The following is a 21,695-nucleotide window of genomic DNA, read 5'->3' on the forward strand; positions in this document are numbered from 1 at the left end:
CGCTTTTTGTCAGGATAAGTCAGTGAAATCTTGGGGCGAAAAAAAACCACCGTAACCTGTTAAGTTATCGGTAGTTTTTATCAAAGCAAAAATGGAATTAGTTACGTTGACCGGTAATACGGCACCATTCTTCGCGTTCTGCGACCGGATCGAGCGTGAATTTATCTTCATAGGCTTGCGCCACGCTCGCGGCCTGGGTCGCCAGCACGCCGGACAGGCCCAGATAGCCGCCGGACTTCGGCAGGCAACCGATCAGCGGTGCCAGCTCACGCAATGGGCCGGCCAGGATGTTGGCGACCACCACGTCGGCCAGCAGATCGGCCGGTTGGTCTTTTGGCAGATACAGCTCCAGACGTTCTGAAACGCCATTACGCTGCGCGTTGTCACGGCTGGCCTGAATGGCCTGAGGATCGATATCGATGCCGATAGCGCGCGCTGCACCGAGTTTCAGTGCGGCAATTGCCAGGATGCCGGAACCGCAGCCGAAGTCGATAATGGTTTTACCGGCCAGATCGAGGCCGTCCAGCCACTGCAGGCACAACGCCGTCGTTGGGTGGGTGCCGGTACCAAACGCCAGGCCCGGGTCGAGCATCACGTTGACCGCAGTTGGGTCGGGCACGTCACGCCAGCTTGGGCAGATCCACAGACGCTCGCCGAAGCGCATCGGGTGGAAGTTATCCATCCACTCACGTTCCCAGTCTTTATCTTCCAGCTGTTCGATCTTGTGGCGGAAACCGGCGCCCAGCAGCGGATGCTGTTCCAGCATGGCCACCACTTCAGCCATATCGGTTTCGGCGTCGTACAGGCCGATCACATCGGTATCGCCCCACAGTAGGGTTTCACCTGGCAGCGGTTCGAACACCGGATTGTCGTGGGTGTCCTGAAAGGTCACCGAGACCGCGCCGCTTTCAACCAGTGCGTCGCTCAGGTCTTCTGCCTGGCTGCCGGTGGTGTTCAGTTTGAGTTGGATCCAAGGCATAGCAATTCTCTTTTAAGAGGGTAATGATGACGCCGTCCGACGTTTTTCGCCGACGACGTTACCGATATAAAATGCCAACAGGCCAAACAGCAGTGAAGGCACGATAGGGTGCAACCCCGCCAACTGCAGCTTGAAGCTGGCCAATAGCGTATAGCATACCGCACCCGTCACCATTGAGCTAAGTGCTCCCTGCGCGTTGGCGCGTTCCCAGTACAGACCCAGTACCAGTGGCCACAGGAACACCGCTTCCAGACCGCCGAACGCCAGCAGATTCAGCCAGATGATCATTTCCGGTGGTCGCCAGGCCGCCAGCAGCACCAATAAGCCAAGGATTAGCGTGGTCAGGCTGGAGAAGCGTTTGATCAGGCGTTCGTTCTGCATTTGCTGCGGCCGTACGCCAAGGTAGAGATCTTTAATAATAGTGGCGGATGATTGCAGCAATTGGGCGTTAATGGTCGACATGATTGCCGCCATCGGCGCAGCCAGGAAGATACCGGCGGCATATGGCGGCAGCACGGTGATCATCAGCGTTGGGATCACCTGATCGGGGATCTTCAGATCCGGCAGTACCGCACGGCCCAGCGCGCCGGCCAAATGCATGCCGAACATCAGCACCGCCACCACCATGGTGCCGAGGATGATGCCGCGATGTACCGCCTTGCTGTCTTTGTAGGAGATGCAGCGCACCGCCGTATGCGGCAGGCCAATCACGCCAAAGCACACCAGGATCCAAAACGATGCCATAAACGGCAGGCTGAGGATCTGTTCACCGCCCTGCGGCGACACCAGCGCCGGGTCAATCTGCTGGAGTTTGTCCACTGCGCTATGCAGACCGCCGGCGGCGTGGATCACCGCAACCAGTAACAGCACGGTGCCGATCAACATTACCAGACCCTGCATGGCGTCGTTCAGCACGCTGGCACGGAAGCCGCCAAAGGCGGTATACAGCGCAATGCTGATACCAAAGATCAGCAGGCCGGTATCGTAAGGGATACCGGCGGCGGTTTCCAGCAGGCGTGCGCCGCCGATAAACTGCACCGTCATGGCCCCCAGGAACGCCACCAGCAGGCTAAGACTCGCCAGCCAGACCAGCAGACGGCTTTGGTAACGGCCGTACAGCATGTCGTTCAGGGTGATGGCGTTGTAGCGGCGCGCCAGAATAGCGAATTTCTTGCCCAGTACACCGAGCGACAACCACACCGCCGGCAGTTGGATCATCGCCAATAGCACCCAACCCAGGCCGTATTTATAGGCGGCACCGGGGCCACCGATAAACGAACTGGCACTGATATAGGTGGCGGTCAGCGTCATGGCCAGCACGAAGCCACCCATAGAGCGGCTGCCAAGGAAATATTCGCTGAGGAAGTTGCCGGTTTGACGACGGCTGTACGCGTAGACCGACAACCCAAACACCAGCACCAGATAGGCAACCAGCGGCAAAATGACTTCAGTTTGCATCGCCGTCCTCCAGCGAAATATCACGGAATACGCCGCGCACCATCAGCCAGCACAGGCCGATAAACAACAGCGGGACCAGCAAACAGGCCATTTCGAACCAGTGCGGCAGGCCGGTAATACCAGATTCACTGTCCGGCAGGTAGGCCGCCAGCGACCAGGCCAGCAGATACAGCAGCGTCAGACCGAGCGCCCATCGTGCTTCGCGGTGGGCTTGAATAAAGCGTGTTTCCATCAGTGTTCCCCATAGGTTTACGGTGATGGTTTTGCCAAAGGTAAGGAATTCTACGGCAAGGCCGGCTTTTGCCAAGCTGTTACAAAAGAAAAAGGCCGGTGATTAACCGGCCTTTTGTCAGGCGATGCGAATAGCCTGCCTTAGGTTTCCTGCAGACCGAGCTTCTTCTCCAGATAGTGGATGTTGGTGCCACCGTGCTGGAAGTTTTCGTCGCTCATGATCCGCTGCTGCAGTTCAACGTTGGTTTTGATGCCATCGATGATCAGTTCAGCCAGGGCGTTCTTCATGCGGGCAATTGCCACGTCACGGTTTTCACCGTAAGTGATCAGTTTGCCGATCATGGAATCATAGTACGGCGGTACGGTATAACCGGCGTAGATATGAGATTCCCAACGCACGCCGAAACCGCCTGGCGCATGGAAACGGGTGATCTTGCCTGGGCTTGGCAGGAAGGTGTTCGGGTCTTCGGCGTTGATACGGCATTCCACCGCGTGGCCGTGAACCTTCACTTCATCCTGTTTGATCGACAGCGGTTGACCGGCAGCGATACGCAGCTGCTCCTTGATCAGATCCACGCCGGTGATCATTTCGGTAACCGGGTGTTCAACCTGAATACGGGTGTTCATTTCGATGAAATAGAACTCGCCGTTTTCATACAGGAACTCGAAAGTACCCGCACCGCGGTAACCGATCTCAACACAGGCTTTCGAGCAGCGCTCGCCGATGTAACGGCGCATTTCGCTGGTGATGCCTGGTGCTGGTGCCTCTTCAACCACTTTCTGGTGGCGGCGCTGCATGGAGCAGTCACGTTCGGCCAGATAGATGGCGTTACCCTGACCGTCGGCCAAAATCTGAATTTCGATATGGCGTGGGTTTTCCAGGTATTTTTCCATGTAAACCATGTCATTGTTGAAAGCCGCTTTGGCTTCCGCTTTTGTCATGGAAATGGATTGCTCGAGGTCTTTGTCGCTGCGCACAACGCGCATGCCACGGCCGCCGCCGCCGCCAGATGCCTTGATGATCACCGGGTAGCCGATGCGCTTGGCGAAGGCACGGTTTTTATCCATGTCATCGGTCAGCGGGCCGTCGGAACCAGGTACGCAAGGCACGCCGGCTTTCTTCATGGCGTTGATGGCAGAAACTTTGTCGCCCATCAGGCGGATGGTTTCGGCTTTCGGGCCAATGAAGATAAAGCCGGAGCGTTCGATCTGCTCGGCGAAGTCAGCGTTCTCAGACAAGAAGCCGTAGCCCGGGTGGATCGCCACTGCGCCGGTGATTTCCGCCGCAGAGATGATAGCCGGGATATTCAGATAGCTTTTTACCGATGGGGCAGGACCGATACACACGGTCTCGTCAGCCAGCAGTACGTGTTTCAGATCGCGATCGGCTGTGGAGTGCACGGCAACGGTTTTGATGCCCAGCTCTTTACAAGCACGCAGGATACGAAGCGCGATCTCGCCACGGTTGGCGATAACAATTTTATCAAGCATGTTCGCCTCGTTATTCGATGACGACCAGTGGCTCGTCAAATTCTACCGGTTGGCCGTTCTCTACCAGAATGGCTTTCACCACGCCGGATTTATCCGCTTCGATCTGGTTCATCATTTTCATGGCTTCAACGATGCACAGCGTGTCGCCGGCATTCACTTTCTGGCCAATTTCGATGAAGGCTTTCGCATCCGGGCTTGGCGTGCGGTAGAAGGTGCCGACCATTGGAGAACGGACGATGTGGCCACTCATGGCCGCTGGTGCTGCAGGGGTTTCGGCTGGCGCGGCAGCAACGGCAGTAGCCAGTGCTGGCTGCGGCTGTGCCGGCATTGCGTATGCCTGCGGCATCATTGGGTAAGCCTGTGCCGGAGCGGCACGGCTGATGCGAACTGACTCTTCGCCTTCAGAGATTTCCAGTTCAGAAATACCTGATTCTTCAACCAGTTCGATCAGTTTCTTGATTTTACGAATATCCATGAGTGTGATTCCGTACTCTTTTTGCGTAGCAATTAGTGGGTTTTCGACAGACGGTTAACCGCTGCCTGTAAAGCAAATGTGTAGCCATCTGCGCCGAGGCCGCAAATCACACCCACCGCAATATCGGAAAGGTAGGAGTGATGACGGAAAGGTTCTCGGGCATGCACGTTGGAGAGGTGGATCTCGATAAACGGGATCTGCACCGCCAGCAATGCATCGCGCAGCGCCACGCTGGTATGCGTGAACGCGGCAGGGTTGATCAGAATAAAATCTGTGTTGCCGCGTGCCTGATGTATGCAGTCGATAAGCGCATGTTCAGCGTTAGACTGCAGATGGCTCAGGGTAATATCCAGTGCGGATGCCTGGTTTTCCAATCCGTTAACAATCTCTGTTAGCGTCGTGCTGCCGTACTTCTCCGGCTCACGCGTCCCCAGCAGATTCAGATTGGGGCCGTTCAGAAGCAAAATGTGAAACTTATCCGCCATTGTGCTGGTATCTCCGGCAATAAAACCATCATCGTAGAAAATAACCCGATGTCACCGATTTGTCACCTGTTAAGGGGGAAATTCACCCTGAGAACAGGAACAAGGTCGGGCATTATAACGATATCGTAGCAATTCGCAGCTAAATACTGGTCTTATCAGCGAAGATATTCAACCCAAAACCTGCAAACTGATGAGGGTGTTATCGCATTATGAGGGGTAGAACACAGAAAAGTTCCGCCTTTTAACGCCACCAATTACGGAATTTCTTGTAGCGTAGTGCCAGCAGCACGACGGCCAGCAGGGCATAAATGAAGGGCTGTGGCGAAAAGGTTTTGACCGACCACAGGTAATGAATCGGTGCCAGGATCGCCACCAGATACACCAAATTATGCAGTGTCTGCCATTTGGCGCCGAGTTTGCGCATCGCCCACAGCGTTGAGGTCGCGGCCAGCGCTAACAGGATCAGCCAACTGATGATGCCGAGCGTCAGGTAAGGGCGGGTGGCCAGTTCACGCCCCAACAGGCCAATATTGCTCAGTCCCAATTCAAGCGTCGAATAGCTTATCAGATGCAGCGTACCCCAGGCAAAACACCACAGGCCCACCAGGCGGCGGCAACGGATCAACAGAGGTTGGCGGGTATAGCGTGCCAGTGGAGCGATCATCAAGGTTGCCAGCAACAGTTTCAGCGTCATCCTGCCGGTAAAATGCTGGATATCTTTGGCCGGATCGGCGCTGAACCAGCCCTGATCCACCGACAGAACCAGCCAGAGAAAAGGCAAAAATGCCGCCAGATAAATGGCGACCTTGATCCATTTGATATGGATTGGAGTCAAACGCACTTAGAAATTCTCCCGTAGATCCAGGCCGCGATACAGTGAAGCCACCTGTTCGGCATAGCCGTTAAACAGCAGCGTTGGCTGGCGTTTAACATCCAGAATGCCGCCGGAGCCGATAAAGCGCTCGGTGGCCTGCGACCAGCGTGGATGATCGACGTGCGGGTTCACATTGGCATAGAAACCGTATTCATTAGGCGCAGACTGATTCCAGGTGGTCGGCGGCTGATCGCGCACCAGACTGATATGGACGATCGACTTGATGCCTTTAAAACCGTATTTCCATGGGGTGATCAAGCGCAGCGGCGCACCATTCTGCGGCGGCAGCGTTTTGCCGTACACGCCGACGGTCAGCAGCGCCAGCGGGTTCATCGCCTCATCGAGACGCAGCCCTTCGACATACGGATACTTCAGCCCGCCGCCGATAAAACGATCTTTCTGGCCCGGCATCTGTTCCGGATCGTACAGCGTCTGGAAGGCGACGTAGCGCGCGTTGCTGTTCGGCTCCGCCAGCTTGATCAGCTTACCCAATTCAAAGCCAATCCACGGTACCACCATCGACCAGGCTTCGACGCAACGCATGCGGTAAATGCGCTGTTCCAGCGGGAAGCGTTTAATTAGGTCATCGATGTCCAGCGTGATCGGTTTGGCGACTTCGCCGTCGATGCGCACCTGCCAGCCTTCGGTTTTCAAACCGCCGGCATTGGCCGCCGGATCGGCCTTATCCAGACCGAACTCGTAGAAGTTGTTGTAGCCGGAGACCTTATCTTCCGGCGTCAAGGCCAGTTGGGCCTGCCAGGCTGCCGGCTTGCTGAATTCCAGCGGTTTGACCGGCGGTGCCTTGGGTCGATCGTGACCTTTAAACCATGACAGCAAATCGGCCTGTGCGTTAAGCGGCAGGGCCAGTGACGCGGCGGTGATGCCTAACGCCTGCAACACTTTTCGCCGTTGATAAAACACGCTCTCTGGCGTGACATCGACCTCAGTTAATTTAGGTTGTTTGCTCATGCTATTTTTCTCCGCGAATATGAAGTAAGCATGGCGTGAAACCAGGCCTTATGCGAGAGACCGCGGGAAAATATGAAATTTCGCAGACGGGACATGCCCCCCGTTGTTGGGGGGCGTTCAGGCTTAGCGGACTTTCACCAGAGTACGGCCGGTGACTTTGTTATCCAGCAGCGCGGCAGCGGTGGCCGGCGCCTGTTCCAGCGTGATTTCCTGGGTGGCTTGCTGGTAGAAGCTGTCTGGCAGGATACCGGCCAGGCGTTCCCAGGCGGTTTGACGGCGATGCAGCGGGGTGTGCACCGAGTCCACGCCTTGAAGGCGCACATTGCGCAGAATAAATGGCATCACCGTGGTCGGCAGGTGATAACCGCCGGCCAGGCCGCAGGCAGCGACGGTACCGTTATAATTCATTTGCGCCAACACTCGTGCCAGCATAGTGTCGCCGACGGTATCGACTGCACCGGCCCACAGTTGTTTTTCCAGCGGGCGCGGGGCTTCGAGATAGCCGCTGCGCGACAGCACTTCTTTGGCACCGAGCGCTTTCAGGTAATCGGTATTGCTTTCGCGGCCACTGATTGCCGTGACGTGATAGCCCAGCGCGGCCAGAATAGCGATCGCCGTGCTGCCCACGCCGCCGCTGGAGCCGGTAACCAAAATGTCGCCGTCATCCGGGCGAACACCACCTTCTTCCAGCGCCATCACGCACAGCATGGCGGTAAAACCGGCGGTGCCGAGGATCATCGCCTTGCGTTCATCCAACCCGTTTGGCAGCGGCACCAGCCATTCGCCGGAGACACGGGCCTGTTCTGCCAGGCCGCCCCAATGGTTTTCACCCACGCCCCAGCCGGTAAGCACCACGCTCTGGCCTTCTTTAAAGCGATCGTCACGGCTGTGGCGCACGGTACCGGCGAAGTCGATGCCTGGCACCATCGGGAAGGTGCGTACAATCTTGCCTTTGCCGGTGATCGCCAACGCGTCTTTATAATTGAGGCTGGACCAGTTGACGTCTACTGTGACATCGCCGTCGGGCAGTTGATCGCTGGTGATATCTTTGACTTGAGCCAGAGTTTGATCGTCTTGTTGTTCCAATAACAGTGCACGCATGTCACTCTTCCTCTCGTTAGCTAATTTTCTGAATCTGTCTTTAATTGACTATATGCATATAAGAATTGTATGTCCTGATTAAAGACAAAAAAGGGTGATTGAAGGTTTTCTTCGTCGACGATGCTTGGTAGCTTGAGCGACATGAATTGTCGGCGAGTATCGTCAGGGCAAAGCCAGTGAATCATTAAAAAATCAGGGTGTTGTATTGGATTCTTTTGAGCGAATTCGGGGCCTTTATACGACCAAAGGTGAAAATCCACGTAACGATAACGGACAAGGCACAGGGATGCGATTCACCACCAAGCTCTCTGCATTGATCACCCTGCTGGTTGCTTTGGCGATGTTTTTGATGCTGATGGGCTGTTCATACAGTTACTTTTACGTCACTCAGGAGCGACTGGAGCGCCGCTTCGACTCGCTGATGACTTCGCTCGATCAGGCGATGTTGCATGAACCTCCGCAGGAGCAGGAAAAATGGCTTCCTCTGGTTATGCGCCCACTTGGGATCGTGGCCGTCAGCGTGGATACCAGCCACAGCAATCTCCTTTCTTATAATCTGCCGACGCTAAAGCAGCCCTGGGAGTCACTCAATGGCTACCGGCAAGTTTCACTGCCGCTGATGCAGCATCCCGGCGCTTCGCTACGCATTACCTATATTGACCCTTTCGCCAGCGACGTACGTTCTCTGCAATCCACCGTGGCCGTCACGCTGTCGATCGTTATCATGGTGGTGATCCTGCTGTTCAGTTTACGTTGGCTGCGAGAGCAGGCCGATGGGGAGGACAGGCTGGAGCGCCGCGCCCGCCGCATTCTTAATGGCGAGCGGGAGAGCGTGATGCAGGGCGACGTACGTGAATGGCCGGCGAACGTCAGCGGTGCGCTCGATCGTCTGTTGGCGGATCTGACGGAAGCGCGCGAGGAGCGCAGCCGGGTCGATACGCTGATCCGCGCCTTTGCCGCGCAGGACGCCAAAACCGGGCTGAACAACCGATTGTTCTTTGATAACCAACTGACCACCCAACTGGAAGAGGAAGGCTCGCACGGCATCGTCATGATGGTGCGATTACCCGATTTCGACACGCTGCGGGAAATCCACGGTAACAGTGCGGTACAGGAACTGATGTATTCACTGGTCAATCTATTGTCGACCTTCGTGATGCGCTATCCGGCTGCGCTGTTGGCGCGCTATTTCCACAGTGATTTCACCGTGCTGTTACCGCACCGCACGTTGAAAGAGGCTGACGGTATCGCTTCACAGCTGGTTCACGCGATTGATGCCCTGCCTTCAACCGCGCTTATCGATCGCGAAGCGTTTTTGCATATCGGCATCGTGGCATACCGCAGCGGGCAAACCACCGAGCAGGTAATTGATTACGCAGAGCAGGCCACGCGTCATGCCACGCTGCAGGGGGAAAACGGCTGGTATGTTTATGACAGCCAGGTGCCGGAAAAAGGGCGTGGCAGCGTCAAATGGCGCACCCTGTTGGAGCAGGTGTTGGCGCGGGGTGGCCCGCGGTTGTACCAGAAACCGGCGGTGACGGTGGACGGAGAAGTCCATCACCGTGAGATCATGAGCCGGATTTATGATGGTACCCAGGAACTGCTGCCATCTGAATATATGCCGCTGGTACAGCAGTTGGGGTTGGCGGAAAGTTACGATCGTCAGCATCTGAGCCGCATCCTTCCTTTATTGGCACTGTGGCCCGAAGAAACGCTGGCATTTACGCTGTGCGTAGACTCTTTATTGCAGCGTTCTTTCCAGCGCTGGCTGCGAGATAGCCTGCTTCAGTGTGAAAAAAGTCATCGTCGGCGAATTCTGATTGAACTTGCAGAGGCAGACGTGTGTCAACATATCGACCGTTTACGTCCGGTGCTGAGATTACTCTCAGGATTGGGCTGTCGTCTGGTGGTGTCCCAGGCGGGGTTAACCGTGGTGAGTACCTCCTATATCAAGTCCTTACCGGTGGAACTGGTTAAGCTCCATCCTGGTTTGGTGCGGAGTATTGACCGGCGTGATGAAAATCAGCTGTTTGTTCAGAGCCTGACGGGCGCCTGCGAAGGTACCAGCACCCAGGTTTTTGCCGCCAGCGTGCGGACGCGCAACGAATGGCAGACGCTGAAAGATCGCGGGATCCTCGGTGGGCAGGGCGACTTTTTCGCGTCGCCGGAACCGATAGACGTAGGGCGCAAAAAATATTCGCGTCGTTATCGCGTTTAACCTGAATGCCGGGCAAAAATTGACGTAGAATGAGCGCCAATTCATCTGGGCTATTTTATCTGTCTTTTTGGGATAACCCCCAAACTGCCTGCGACAATGACGCCTATTTGATATAGGCTCTTGTCAGTCCTTTTCTGTTGAGCGTTGGTAGGTGCTTACCACCAACGGCAATCAGGGAATATGTTAGATTTTATGAGCTGTGTTACGCCGTTTCGTGCGCTGACAGGGTGGTAAACTGAGCCTTTGTTCAGGGAATTCAGGCCTCATCCAATTTCCGTGCATTCGAGCAGAAACAATACAGACTATTTTTCACCGAAGTAGAACGTTTTTGCGCCTTGTCGCTGCTTCGTGTGGTTGGTAAAGTAGGCGGATTTTATTTTCCGCCCCCAGCTTGCAGGATTATCCTTTAGTTATGTTTAAGAAATTTCGTGGCATGTTTTCCAATGACTTGTCCATCGACTTGGGTACCGCCAATACCCTGATTTATGTTAAAGGGCAAGGCATTGTACTGAACGAACCTTCGGTGGTTGCCATTCGCCAGGATCGTGCCGGTTCACCCAAGAGCGTTGCGGCCGTGGGTCATGAGGCTAAACAAATGCTGGGGCGTACGCCCGGCAATATCGCGGCTATTCGTCCGATGAAAGACGGCGTTATCGCCGACTTCTTCGTGACTGAAAAAATGCTGCAGCACTTTATCAAACAGGTTCACAGCAACAGCTTCATGCGGCCAAGCCCGCGCGTGCTGGTGTGTGTACCGGTCGGCGCAACTCAGGTTGAACGTCGTGCGTTCCGCGAATCCGCCCAAGGGGCCGGTGCGCGTGAAGTGTTTCTGATCGAAGAACCTATGGCTGCGGCAATTGGTGCAGGCCTGCCGGTTTCTGAAGCGACCGGTTCAATGGTGGTGGATATCGGTGGCGGTACTACAGAAGTCGCGGTGATCTCACTGAACGGTGTGGTCTACTCTTCTTCCGTGCGCATCGGCGGTGACCGTTTCGACGAAGCCATCATTAATTATGTGCGTCGTAACTATGGCTCACTGATTGGTGAAGCGACGGCAGAACGCATCAAGCACGGTATCGGTTCCGCTTATCCGGGCGATGAAGTGCATGAAATCGAAGTTCGTGGCCGTAACCTGGCTGAGGGCGTGCCGCGCGGCTTTACCCTGAACTCCAATGAAATCCTCGAAGCGCTGCAGGAGCCGTTGACCGGCATCGTCAGTGCGGTGATGGTAGCGCTGGAGCAGTGTCCGCCGGAACTGGCTTCCGACATTTCCGAACGCGGCATGGTGTTGACCGGTGGTGGCGCATTGCTGCGCAACCTGGATCGCCTGCTGATGGAAGAAACCGGTATTCCGGTCGTCGTGGCAGATGATCCGCTGACCTGCGTAGCTCGCGGTGGCGGCAAAGCGTTGGAAATGATCGACATGCATGGCGGCGATTTGTTCAGCGAAGAATAGTCAGCCCCAGGAAGGAGGAATCGTATCGGATGAATGCGCAAAGCGAAAATCAGGTACGGTTCCTCTTTCTGTTGTCGAGGAACACGCATAATTTATGAAGCCGATTTTTAGCAGGGGACCTTCCCTGCAACTACGACTTTTTTTGGCAGTGATTGTGGCTATTTGCCTGATCGTTGCCGATAGCCGTCTCGGTACGTTCGTGAAAATACGTAACTACATGGACACGGCTGTCAGCCCTTTCTATTTCCTGGCCAATGGGCCACGCAAAGTTTTGGACAGCGTTTCAGAAACGCTGGCTACCCGCCAACAGCTGGAGCTGGAAAACCGGGCTCTGCGACAGGAACTGTTGCTGAAAAACAGCGATGTTCTTCTTCTTGGCCAATTCAAGCAGGAAAATGCCCGTTTGCGTGAGCTGTTAGGCTCGCCGCTGCGCCAGGACGAACACAAAATGGTCACCCAAGTGATCTCGACCGGTTCCGATCCTTACAGCGATCAGGTAGTGATCGACAAAGGATCAGATAACGGCGTTTATGAAGGCCAGCCGGTCATCAGTGATAAAGGCGTGGTCGGCCAGGTGGTGGCGGTGGCGAAGGTCACCAGCCGCGTGCTGCTGATCTGCGATGCATCACATGCACTACCGATCCAGGTGTTGCGTAACGATATCCGGGTGATCGCCGCAGGCAGCGGTTGTGCCGATGATCTACAGCTCGAGCATCTGCCAAACAATACCGATATTCGCGTGGGTGATGTACTGGTTACCTCCGGCCTGGGCGGTCGCTTCCCGGAAGGTTATCCGGTGGCGGTAGTGTCCTCGGTCAAAGTGGATAATCAGCGTGCCTACACGGTGATCCAGGCACGCCCTACGGCGGGCCTGCAGCGCTTGCGCTATCTGTTATTGCTGTGGGGTGCCGACCGTAATGGCGATATGCCGTTGCCGCCGGACGAAGTGCACCGTGTTGCCAACGAGCGCCTGATGCAGATGATGCCGCAGGTGCTGCCGCCGGCCGATTCTATGGGGCCGCCAATGCCTCTGCCGGCACCGGCAACCGGCACTGCCGTACCGCCAACCGCCGCACCGGTCACTGGAGTCACCCAATGAATCGCTACCGCAGTAATGGGCGCTGGATAATCTGGCTGTCATTCCTGGTGGCGCTGGTGCTGCAAATCATGCCGTGGCCGGAACAGATCTACATGTTTCGACCTTCCTGGCTGGCATTGATCCTGATCTACTGGGTGATGGCGCTGCCACACCGGGTTAACGTCGGCACCGGCTTTGTGCTGGGGCTGATTATGGATCTGATCCTCGGTTCGACGCTGGGTGTGCGAGCGTTGGCGCTGGGGATCATTGCCTATCTGGTCGCGTTCAAATTCCAACTGTTCCGCAACATGGCTCTCTGGCAACAGGCGCTGATCGTGGTGCTATTGTCCCTGGCGATGGACGTTGTGGTGTTCTGGGCCGAGTTTTTAGTGATCAACGTCTCTTTCCGCCCAGAGGTGTTCTGGAGTAGTGTGGTAAACGGCATTTTGTGGCCGTGGTTATTCCTGCTGATGCGCAAAATCCGCCGTCAGTTCGCCGTACAGTAAGGGTATATCAATGACTTCGCTTTATCTGGCCTCCGGCTCTCCCCGTCGACGTGAATTACTGACCCTGTTGGGCGTGGCGTTTGAAATCATCCTGACGGATACCGAAGAACAGCGGCAGGAAGGAGAGGCTGCCGAAGCCTATGTGCGTCGTTTGGCGCAAGATAAGGCCAGAGCAGGCGTGGCACTGGCTCCACAGGATTGTCCGGTGCTGGGCGCCGACACCATTGTGGTGCTCAATGGTCGGGTATTGGAAAAACCGCAAAACGAAGCGCATGCGGCCCAAATGCTGGCGGCGCTGTCGGGTAAACAGCATCAGGTGATGACCGCGGTAGCGATCGCCGATCGCCATGACGTTCTGTGCCAGCTAGTGGTGACAGACGTGACATTCCGCAACCTGTCACAGCAGGATATCTGCGACTATATTGCAACGGGCGAACCGATGGATAAAGCGGGCGCCTACGGAATTCAAGGAAAGGGTGGTTGTTTCGTCAGAACGATAACCGGGAGTTATCATGCGGTGATGGGCTTGCCGTTAGTCGAAACACATGAGCTGCTCAGTCATTTTGTCGCATTACGTGATGTAAGAACCGGTTGATGGGCGCTGCCATTATCGACCGGCTCTGAGGAGAAGGCATGACAGCTGAGCTACTGGTTAATATCACACCGTCTGAAACGCGGGTTGCCTATATTGATGGCGGCATCCTGCAAGAGATCCATATCGAGCGCGAATCCAAGCGCGGCATCGTCGGCAATATTTATAAAGGGCGCGTCAGTCGCGTGTTGCCGGGTATGCAGGCGGCATTCGTCGATATCGGCCTGGACAAAGCGGCCTTCCTGCACGCCTCCGATATCATGCCGCACACCGAATGTGTCGCCGGTGATGAGCAGAAAAATTTCCACGTGCGAGATATTGCCGAACTGGTGCGCCAGGGGCAGGATCTGATGGTGCAGGTGGTGAAAGATCCGCTGGGCACCAAAGGCGCACGTCTGACTACCGACATCACTTTACCTTCGCGTTACCTGGTGTTCATGCCGGGGGCTGCGCACGTTGGCGTTTCGCAGCGTATAGAAAGTGAAGCCGAGCGCGATCGCCTGAAAAAAGCCGTTGCCGGTTACTGCGATGAACTGGGTGGATTTATCATCCGCACCGCAGCAGAAGGTATTGGTGAAGAAGAGCTGTCGCAAGACGCCGCCTTCCTCAAACGCCTGTGGACCAAGGTGATGGAGCGTAAAAAACGCAACCAGACCAAATACAAACTGTACGGCGAGCTGGCACTGGCGCAGCGTATTTTGCGCGACTTTGCTGGAGCTGCGCTGGACAGGATCCGCGTCGACTCGCGCCTGACCCACGATCTGCTGGTGGAGTTTACCGGTGAGTACATCCCGGATATTACCGCCAAGCTGGAGCTGTATACCGGCAGCCAGCCGATCTTCGACCTGTACGACGTCGAAAACGAGATCCAGCGGGCGCTGGAGCGCAAGGTTGAGCTGAAATCCGGCGGGTACCTGATCATCGACCAGACCGAGGCGATGACCACCGTGGATATCAATACCGGTGCCTTTGTCGGCCATCGTAATCTCGACGAAACCATTTTCAATACCAATATCGAAGCAACCCAGGCGATTGCCCGCCAACTGCGGTTGCGCAACCTGGGCGGTATTATCATCATTGACTTCATTGATATGAACAATGATGAGCATCGTCGCCGGGTGTTGCATTCACTGGAGCTGGCGCTGAGTAAAGATCGGGTAAAAACCACGATTAACGGCTTCTCTCAGCTAGGCTTAGTTGAAATGACGCGTAAACGCACGCGCGAAAGCATTGAACATGTGCTGTGTCATGATTGTCCTACCTGTCATGGACGCGGCACTCTGAAAACTGTGGAAACCGTGTGCTACGAAATTTTGCGTGAAATTGTGCGCGTGCACCATGCTTATGATTCAGATCGTTTCCTGGTTTATGCCTCTGCGGCGGTGGGTGAGGCGCTGAAAAGCGAAGAATCCCATGCGCTGGCCGAAGTGGAAATCTTTGTTGGCAAACAGGTGAAGGTGCAGATCGAACCTTTGTACAGCCAGGAACAGTTTGATGTTGTCATGATGTAGTTCGCCTGTTGGCGACCAAAGTCCGGTATGAGTGGGGCTCAGCGTGCTGGGCCCCCCATGCATAGATATTCCCGTTGCCAGGCAGCGGAAGCAAGGAGAACTGCGTGAGGCGACTGCCTGGGATTTTGTTAGCTACAGGCGCCAGTCTGATTGTCGTCGTGGCGTTGCTGATCAGCGGGCTGCGTTTGGCGCTGCCTGAACTGAACAACTATCGCCCGCAACTGTTGGCCAAGGTCGAAAGCCTCTCCGGCGTACCGGTCCAGGTCGACTTTATGCAGGGAAGTTGGGAAACATTCGGCCCGCAGCTGGAAATGCGCAACGTACGCGCCACGCTGCCTAAAAGTAACCTGCGTATTGAACGCGTCACGCTGGCGCTGGATGTGTGGCAGTCGCTGTTGCACTGGCGCTGGCAGTTCCGCGATCTCACCTTCTACCAACTCCAGTTCGATCTCAATACTACCCTGGGTGGCGACGAGCACCAGGGCAGCACCATCGAGCCGGGGAAAGTCAGCGATTTACTGTTGCATCAGCTGGATCACTTCAACCTGCGCGACAGCCGTATTTCATTCCTTACGCCCGCCGGTGCGCGCGCCGAATTTGAGATCCCACAGCTTACCTGGCTTAACGGCCGCGATCGCCACCGTGCCGAAGGGCAGATTAGCCTGTCGACGCTGAATGGCCAGCATGGCGTGGTACAGCTGCGTATGGACCTGCGTGATAACCAGGGCTTATTGAATGTAGGTACGGTCTATATGCAGGCCGATAATATTGACATGAAACCCTGGTTCACCCGCTGGCTGCGCATTAATACCGGTCTGGAAAGCGCCGATTTTAGCCTGGCGGCCTGGCTGCAGATCAAAAACGGGGAGATCGCCGGTGGCAATGCGTTGCTAAAGCAGGGCGCGGCCAACTGGAGCGTGGGGAAACAGCCACACCGGCTGGACGTGGACAATCTGGCGCTGACGCTCAGCCGCCAGGGGACCGGCTGGCAGGTCGAAGTGCCACAGCTAAACCTGGCCACCGACGGTCAGGCCTGGCCGCAGGGTAAGCTTTCTGCATTGTGGTTGCCGGAAAACACCGAGTTTATGGGACCGGGGCAGACGGAAGAACTGCGCGTGCGCACCTCCAATATTCAGCTAGAACGCCTGGCTGCGCTGTTGCCGACCTTCTCGTTCCTCAGCCCGGACGTACTTGATCGCTGGAACGATTTGCAGCCGCAAGGCCGGCTCAACGCGCTGGCATTAGATATCCCGCTGAAACAGCCGGAAAAAACCCGCTTCCAGGCCCGTTGGCAGGATGTTAGCTGGCAGCCGTGGAAACTGCTGCCGGGGATTAACCACTTCTCTGGCGCACTGAGCGGTGGCGTGGAGAATGGCCGCCTGCAGCTTGATCTCAACGACAGCACCTTGCCGTACGGCGATATGTTCCGTGCTCCGCTGGAAGTCAGCAGCGCGCGTGGTGCACTGACCTGGTTGAACAACGATCAGGGCTGGGAACTGGCGAGCAAAAATCTGGATGTGAAGGCCAAATCACTGTGGGTTAACGGCGATTTCCGCTACCAGCAACCGGCCAAAGGCGACCCGTGGCTGAGTATTCTGGCCGGTATCCGCCTGTATGACGCGGCGGACGCCTGGCGTTACTTCCCGGAACCATTGATGGGCAAGCACCTGGTGGATTACCTCAGCGGTGCCATTCAGGGCGGGCAGGTAGATAACGCCACGCTGCTTTACAACGGTGACCCACAGCATTTCCCTTACCGCAAACACGAAGGCCAGTTTGAGGTGTTTGTTCCGCTGCGCCACTCCACTTTCCAGTTCCAGCCGGAGTGGCCGGCGCTGACCGATCTGGCTATCGATCTCGACTTTGCCAACGAAGGGCTGTGGATGAATGCCCCGCAGACCAAACTGGGCAAAGTGGACGGTAAGAATGTCACCGCCGTTATTCCGGACTACCTGAAAGAACGTTTGCTGGTTGATGCCGACGTGGCGGGCCAGGGCGCGGAAATCCATAACTATTTCGAACAAACACCGCTGCACGATTCGCTGGGTGCGGCCCTGGATGAGCTGCAGATTGGCGGCAATGTCAGTGGGCGCTTACACCTAGATATTCCCTTGAACGGTGAGCTGGTTCGCGCCACAGGCGAGGTGGCGCTGAACAACAATTCACTGCTGGTGAAGCCGATTGAAAGTGAGCTGCAAAGGGTCAGCGGCAAGTTCCGCTTCGATAACGGCAACCTGAGCAGTGATACGTTGTCGGCCAACTGGTTCGGGCAACCGGTCGCGGTAAATTTCACCACCCTGGAAGGCAAAAGCGACTACAAGGTCAATGTTGGCTTGAAGGCCGACTGGCAGCCGGGCAAATTCCCGGGTATCCCGCAGGAAGTGGCCGATGCGTTGAGCGGCAGTGCTCCCTGGCAGGGTCAGGTTGCCATTGTCTTACCGCATAAGGGCGTAGCCAGCTATGACATTGGTGTTGATGCTGACCTCAAAAAAGTAAGCAGTCACTTACCTTCTCCGTTAGATAAACCGGCGGGTGAGTCCTTGCCGTTGAGCGTAAAAGTGAAGGGTGGCCTGAATGGGTTCATGCTGACTGGCAACGCCGGCAAGCAAAATCATTTCAACAGCGAATGGACCTTCGCCAAACAGCAGGTGACGCTGGCGCGCGCGGCATGGCAAACCGAGGGCAGCGGGACCCCGCCGTTACCGGCCGGTAAATCACTGACGTTGAATTTGCCGGCGCTGGACGGTGAGAAGTGGCTGGGCCTGATGGCACCGGCGATGAAACAAAGTGGCGGTTCGGGCAAGGTGGGTGGTTTTAACTTCCCGACCACCGTAGCCCTGAAAACGCCGCAGTTACTGCTGGGCGGACAGGCCTGGCACAAGCTGACACTCTCGGCGGAGCAACAGCTCGGTGGCACCCTGATCAGCGCCAAAGGCGAGGAAGTCGACGGCAGCCTGCGGGTGACAGAACGTGGGCCGTGGCGTGCCGATATCAACTATCTTTATTATAATCCGCAGTTTAGCGGCAGCAAGGGCACCCCGACCGCGGCAACCAACCCGCTGGAGGTGGTAGATAAGGTTTCCTTCCGTGACTGGCCGTCGTTGATGCTGCGCTGCAAGTCGTGCTGGGTGATGGGGCAAAACCTCGGCAAGGTGGAGGCAGATCTGGCCAATCAGGGCGATACCCTGACCCTGGAGCATGGCTTGATCGACACCGGCAAAGGGCGCATGACCGCCAGCGGCCTGTGGAAACAGAACGCTCAGGAAGAGCGCAGTTCGCTGAAAGGCAAGCTGCTGGGCGGCAAAATTGACGAAACCGCCGCTTTCTTCGGCATCACCACGCCGTTGAAAGGTGCGCCTTATGACATTGATTTTGATCTGTACTGGCGTGGCACGCCGTGGAAACCGCAGATGAATACCCTCAGCGGTGCACTGAAGGTCAATATGGGCAAGGGAGAGATCGACAGCATGGGCGGTGGTCGTGCTGGCCAGCTCTTGCGTTTGGTCAGCGTCGACTCCTTGTTACGTAAGTTGCAGTTCGATTTCAGCGATACCTTCGGCAAAGGTTTCTACTTTGACTCCATCCGCAGCACCGCGTGGCTGAAAGATGGCATAATGCATACCGATAATCTATTGGTTGACGGACTGGCGGCGGATATCGCCATGAGCGGTCAGGTCGATTTGGCACGCCGACGGATTGATATGGAAGCGGTTGTCGCACCGGCCATTTCGACCACTGTCGGTGTCGCCACCGCATTCGTGATTAATCCGATCGTCGGCGCGGCGGTGTTTGCTGCCTCGCAGGTGCTGGGGCCGCTGTGGAACAAGATCTCACTGATTCGTTACCATATCAGTGGCGATCTGGACCAGCCGAAGGTCAATGAGGTGTTGCGTAAGCCAAAGGAGAATAAGGCGCCATGAGAAATGCTAACGTTGCGTTGTTACAGTTGTGCAGTGGTGATCGGGTGCGTGACAACCTGGCCCAGATTGAACAGCAGATTAAGCAGCTCAATGCCGGGATAAAACTGGTGATGACGCCGGAGAACGCCCTGCTGTTTGCCAATTCCGCGGCTTATCGTGAACATGCGGAACACCAGGGCGACGGACCGCTGCAGAATGCGGTGCGCGAGATGGCGCGGCGCTATGGCGTCTGGCTGCTGATCGGCTCGATGCCGCTGGTCAGCCGTGAAAACCCTGCGCTGATCACCACCAGCAGCCTGCTGTTTGACGACCAGGGCGAGATCCGTGGGCGTTACGACAAGCTGCACATGTTTGACGTGGACATTAACGACTCCCACGGCCATTATCGAGAGTCAGATACCTATCAGCATGGCCAGCAACTCACGGTGGTGGATACCCCGGTCGGGCGGCTTGGCATGACCATTTGCTACGATCTGCGCTTCCCGGCGCTGTTCCAGGCGTTGCGAGCGCAGGGCGCTGAACTGATTTCCGTACCAGCGGCCTTTACCCGCGTGACTGGCGAAGCGCACTGGGAAATCCTGCTGCGCGCCAGAGCGATTGAAAACCAGTGTGTGATCCTGGCACCGGCGCAGGTTGGCAGCCATGGCCCGACTCGTCGTACCTGGGGCCATTCGCTTGCGGTGGACGCCTGGGGCAAGGTTCTGGCTGAAAACCCGGATGCGGTCTCGGCATTGAAAGTTCGGGTCGATATTGCCGGGCTCAAAACGATTCGCGAACAGATGCCGGTATTGCAACACAACCGATTCCAGACGTCGCTGACGGCGCCGTTTGACAAAAAATCCTCCATTAAAGAGTGAAAAAATTATGAGTCTGACGTTTGTCAGTGAGCAGTTACTTGCTGCCAATAAGCTGAGCCACCAGGATCTGTTTTCCGTCCTGGGGCAACTGGCCGAACGCCGCCTCGATTATGCCGATCTCTATTTCCAGTCGAGCTACCACGAAGCCTGGGTGATCGAAGACGGCATCATCAAGGATGGCTCCTACAATATCGATCAAGGGGTCGGGGTGCGTGCCGTTAGCGGCGAGAAAACCGGCTTCGCTTATGCCGATCAGATCACCCTGAGCGCCTTGCAGCAAAGCGCCCATGCGGCGCGCAGCATTGTGCGTGACATCGGTAATGGTCAGGTGCATACCCTGGGTGAAATCAGCCATAAGGCGCTGTATCCCCTGCTTGATCCGCTGCAAAGTCTGCCGCGTGAAGAGAAAATCGCCCTGTTGCACCGTGTTGACAAGGTCGCGCGTGCGGCTGACAAGCGGGTGCAGGAAGTCAGTGCCAGCATCACCGGCGTGTACGAGCAGATCCTGGTGGCGGCTACCGACGGCACTCTGGCGGCGGACGTTCGCCCACTGGTTCGTTTGTCAGTCAGCGTGCTGGTGGAACAAGACGGCAAGCGTGAACGCGGTTCCAGTGGTGGCGGCGGCCGTTTCGGCTATGACTATTTCCTGGAAATCGCTGATGGCGACGTCCGCGCCGATGCCTACGCCAAAGAAGCGGTGCGCATGGCATTGATTAACCTTTCCGCGGTGGCGGCCCCGGCCGGCAATATGCCGGTGGTGCTGGGCGCGGGCTGGCCGGGCGTCCTGCTGCATGAAGCGGTGGGCCACGGTCTGGAAGGCGACTTCAACCGTCGCGGTACCTCGGTATTCAGCGGCCAGATGGGGCAGTTAGTGGCCTCTGAGCTTTGTACGGTGGTGGATGACGGTACTCTGCAGGGGCGTCGTGGTTCACTGGCGATCGATGACGAAGGCGTGCCAGGCCAATACAACATGCTGATTGAGAACGGTATCCTGAAAGGCTACATGCAGGACAAGCTCAATGCGCGTCTGATGGGCGTTGCGCCGACCGGCAACGGCCGCCGTGAGTCTTATGCGCACCTGCCGATGCCGCGCATGACCAACACTTACATGCTGGCGGGCAAGTCGACGCCGGAAGAGATCATTGCCAGCGTTGAATACGGCCTGTATGCGCCAAACTTTGGCGGCGGCCAGGTAGACATCACCTCTGGCAAATTTGTGTTCTCCACCACCGAAGCCTATCTGATCGAAAATGGCCGCATCACCAAGCCGGTGAAGGGCGCCACGCTTATTGGCTCCGGCATTGAGGCGATGCAACAGATTTCGATGGTCGGTAACGACCTGGCGCTGGATAAAGGCGTCGGCGTCTGCGGTAAAGAGGGGCAAAGCCTGCCGGTGGGCGTCGGCCAGCCGACCCTGAAGCTGGATATGCTGACCGTTGGCGGTACCGCGTAATACATTTCCAGGGGCCGGTTCACGGCCCCTGTTAGCCTCTT

18 protein-coding genes are annotated in these 21,695 nt (G+C 56.4%); 9 read left to right on the top strand and 9 right to left on the bottom strand.

The genetic code is table 11. The features are described 5' to 3' along the window. Positions 1 to 97: 97 nt before the first annotated feature. From prmA to acuI, 9 genes are all read right to left on the bottom strand, one after another. Positions 98 to 979, bottom strand: coding sequence for a 50S ribosomal protein L11 methyltransferase (prmA, locus tag F8R23_RS16275; protein ID WP_099065502.1), 882 nt, complete (start codon positions 977 to 979; stop codon positions 98 to 100). 12 nt (positions 980 to 991) lie between these two features. Next, entirely contained in the window at positions 992 to 2,437 is a 1,446-nt protein-coding gene (panF, locus tag F8R23_RS16280) for a sodium/pantothenate symporter (protein WP_112347146.1), read from the bottom strand. Then, complete coding sequence (locus F8R23_RS16285) at positions 2,427 to 2,669, bottom strand: YhdT family protein (protein ID WP_112347145.1); 243 nt, start codon at positions 2,667 to 2,669, stop codon at positions 2,427 to 2,429. The genes panF and F8R23_RS16285 overlap by 11 nt, the downstream gene beginning before the upstream one ends. 140 nt (positions 2,670 to 2,809) lie before the next feature. Continuing rightward, the gene (gene accC, locus F8R23_RS16290) at positions 2,810 to 4,159 is read right to left on the bottom strand and encodes an acetyl-CoA carboxylase biotin carboxylase subunit (RefSeq protein WP_012147113.1); all 1,350 of its coding nucleotides are present in this window, start codon (positions 4,157 to 4,159) and stop codon (positions 2,810 to 2,812) included. A 10-nt stretch (positions 4,160 to 4,169) separates the two neighbouring features. Then, the gene (gene accB / locus F8R23_RS16295; RefSeq protein WP_012147112.1) at positions 4,170 to 4,634 is read right to left on the bottom strand and encodes an acetyl-CoA carboxylase biotin carboxyl carrier protein; all 465 of its coding nucleotides are present in this window, start codon (positions 4,632 to 4,634) and stop codon (positions 4,170 to 4,172) included. 32 nt (positions 4,635 to 4,666) lie between these two features. Further along, a complete protein-coding gene (aroQ, locus tag F8R23_RS16300) occupies positions 4,667 to 5,119 on the bottom strand; it encodes a type II 3-dehydroquinate dehydratase (RefSeq protein ID WP_012147111.1) in 453 nt (150 codons plus the stop codon). A 241-nt stretch (positions 5,120 to 5,360) separates the two neighbouring features. Continuing rightward, positions 5,361 to 5,960: a protein-methionine-sulfoxide reductase heme-binding subunit MsrQ gene (gene msrQ, locus F8R23_RS16305; protein ID WP_129938838.1), complete on the bottom strand. Its 600-nt coding sequence runs from the start codon at positions 5,958 to 5,960 to the stop codon at positions 5,361 to 5,363. Continuing rightward, on the bottom strand, positions 5,961 to 6,962 hold the full coding sequence (gene msrP / locus F8R23_RS16310; RefSeq protein WP_151415813.1) for a protein-methionine-sulfoxide reductase catalytic subunit MsrP: 1,002 nt from the start codon (positions 6,960 to 6,962) through the stop codon (positions 5,961 to 5,963). It lies immediately after the preceding gene. Between the two features lie 123 nt (positions 6,963 to 7,085). After that, positions 7,086 to 8,063: an acrylyl-CoA reductase (NADPH) gene (gene acuI / locus F8R23_RS16315; protein ID WP_129937222.1), complete on the bottom strand. Its 978-nt coding sequence runs from the start codon at positions 8,061 to 8,063 to the stop codon at positions 7,086 to 7,088. 286 nt (positions 8,064 to 8,349) lie between these two features. On the opposite strand from acuI, the gene csrD reads away from it, so the two are divergent. The 9 genes from csrD (at position 8,350) to tldD (ending at position 21,654) form a co-directional block, all read left to right on the top strand. Continuing rightward, positions 8,350 to 10,281: an RNase E specificity factor CsrD gene (gene csrD, locus F8R23_RS16320; RefSeq protein WP_151415814.1), complete on the top strand. Its 1,932-nt coding sequence runs from the start codon at positions 8,350 to 8,352 to the stop codon at positions 10,279 to 10,281. Between the two features lie 412 nt (positions 10,282 to 10,693). Then, a complete protein-coding gene (gene mreB, locus F8R23_RS16325) occupies positions 10,694 to 11,737 on the top strand; it encodes a rod shape-determining protein MreB (protein ID WP_151415815.1) in 1,044 nt (347 codons plus the stop codon). Between the two features lie 94 nt (positions 11,738 to 11,831). Then, positions 11,832 to 12,836 (top strand): rod shape-determining protein MreC, encoded by a 1,005-nt coding sequence (mreC, locus tag F8R23_RS16330; protein ID WP_129937223.1) that lies wholly within the window; start codon positions 11,832 to 11,834, stop codon positions 12,834 to 12,836. Further along, on the top strand, positions 12,833 to 13,321 hold the full coding sequence (gene mreD / locus F8R23_RS16335) for a rod shape-determining protein MreD (protein ID WP_012147104.1): 489 nt from the start codon (positions 12,833 to 12,835) through the stop codon (positions 13,319 to 13,321). Before mreC ends, mreD begins: the two co-directional genes overlap by 4 nt. A gap of 10 nt (positions 13,322 to 13,331) precedes the next feature. After that, positions 13,332 to 13,916: a Maf family protein gene (locus tag F8R23_RS16340; protein ID WP_085119690.1), complete on the top strand. Its 585-nt coding sequence runs from the start codon at positions 13,332 to 13,334 to the stop codon at positions 13,914 to 13,916. A gap of 38 nt (positions 13,917 to 13,954) precedes the next feature. Continuing rightward, entirely contained in the window at positions 13,955 to 15,424 is a 1,470-nt protein-coding gene (gene rng, locus F8R23_RS16345; RefSeq protein ID WP_012147102.1) for a ribonuclease G, read from the top strand. 104 nt (positions 15,425 to 15,528) lie between these two features. Continuing rightward, complete coding sequence (gene yhdP / locus F8R23_RS16350) at positions 15,529 to 19,344, top strand: AsmA2 domain-containing protein YhdP (RefSeq protein ID WP_151415816.1); 3,816 nt, start codon at positions 15,529 to 15,531, stop codon at positions 19,342 to 19,344. Next, positions 19,341 to 20,201 (top strand): deaminated glutathione amidase, encoded by an 861-nt coding sequence (nit1, locus tag F8R23_RS16355; protein ID WP_129937225.1) that lies wholly within the window; start codon positions 19,341 to 19,343, stop codon positions 20,199 to 20,201. Before yhdP ends, nit1 begins: the two co-directional genes overlap by 4 nt. A gap of 7 nt (positions 20,202 to 20,208) precedes the next feature. Next, positions 20,209 to 21,654, top strand: a complete 1,446-nt coding sequence (gene tldD, locus F8R23_RS16360) for a metalloprotease TldD (protein ID WP_129937226.1) — start codon at positions 20,209 to 20,211, stop codon at positions 21,652 to 21,654. The last annotated feature ends 41 nt before the right edge of the window (positions 21,655 to 21,695 follow it).

It is taken from the genome of Serratia proteamaculans (genome assembly GCF_008830365.1).
GTDB classification, from domain to species: domain Bacteria; phylum Pseudomonadota; class Gammaproteobacteria; order Enterobacterales; family Enterobacteriaceae; genus Serratia; species Serratia proteamaculans.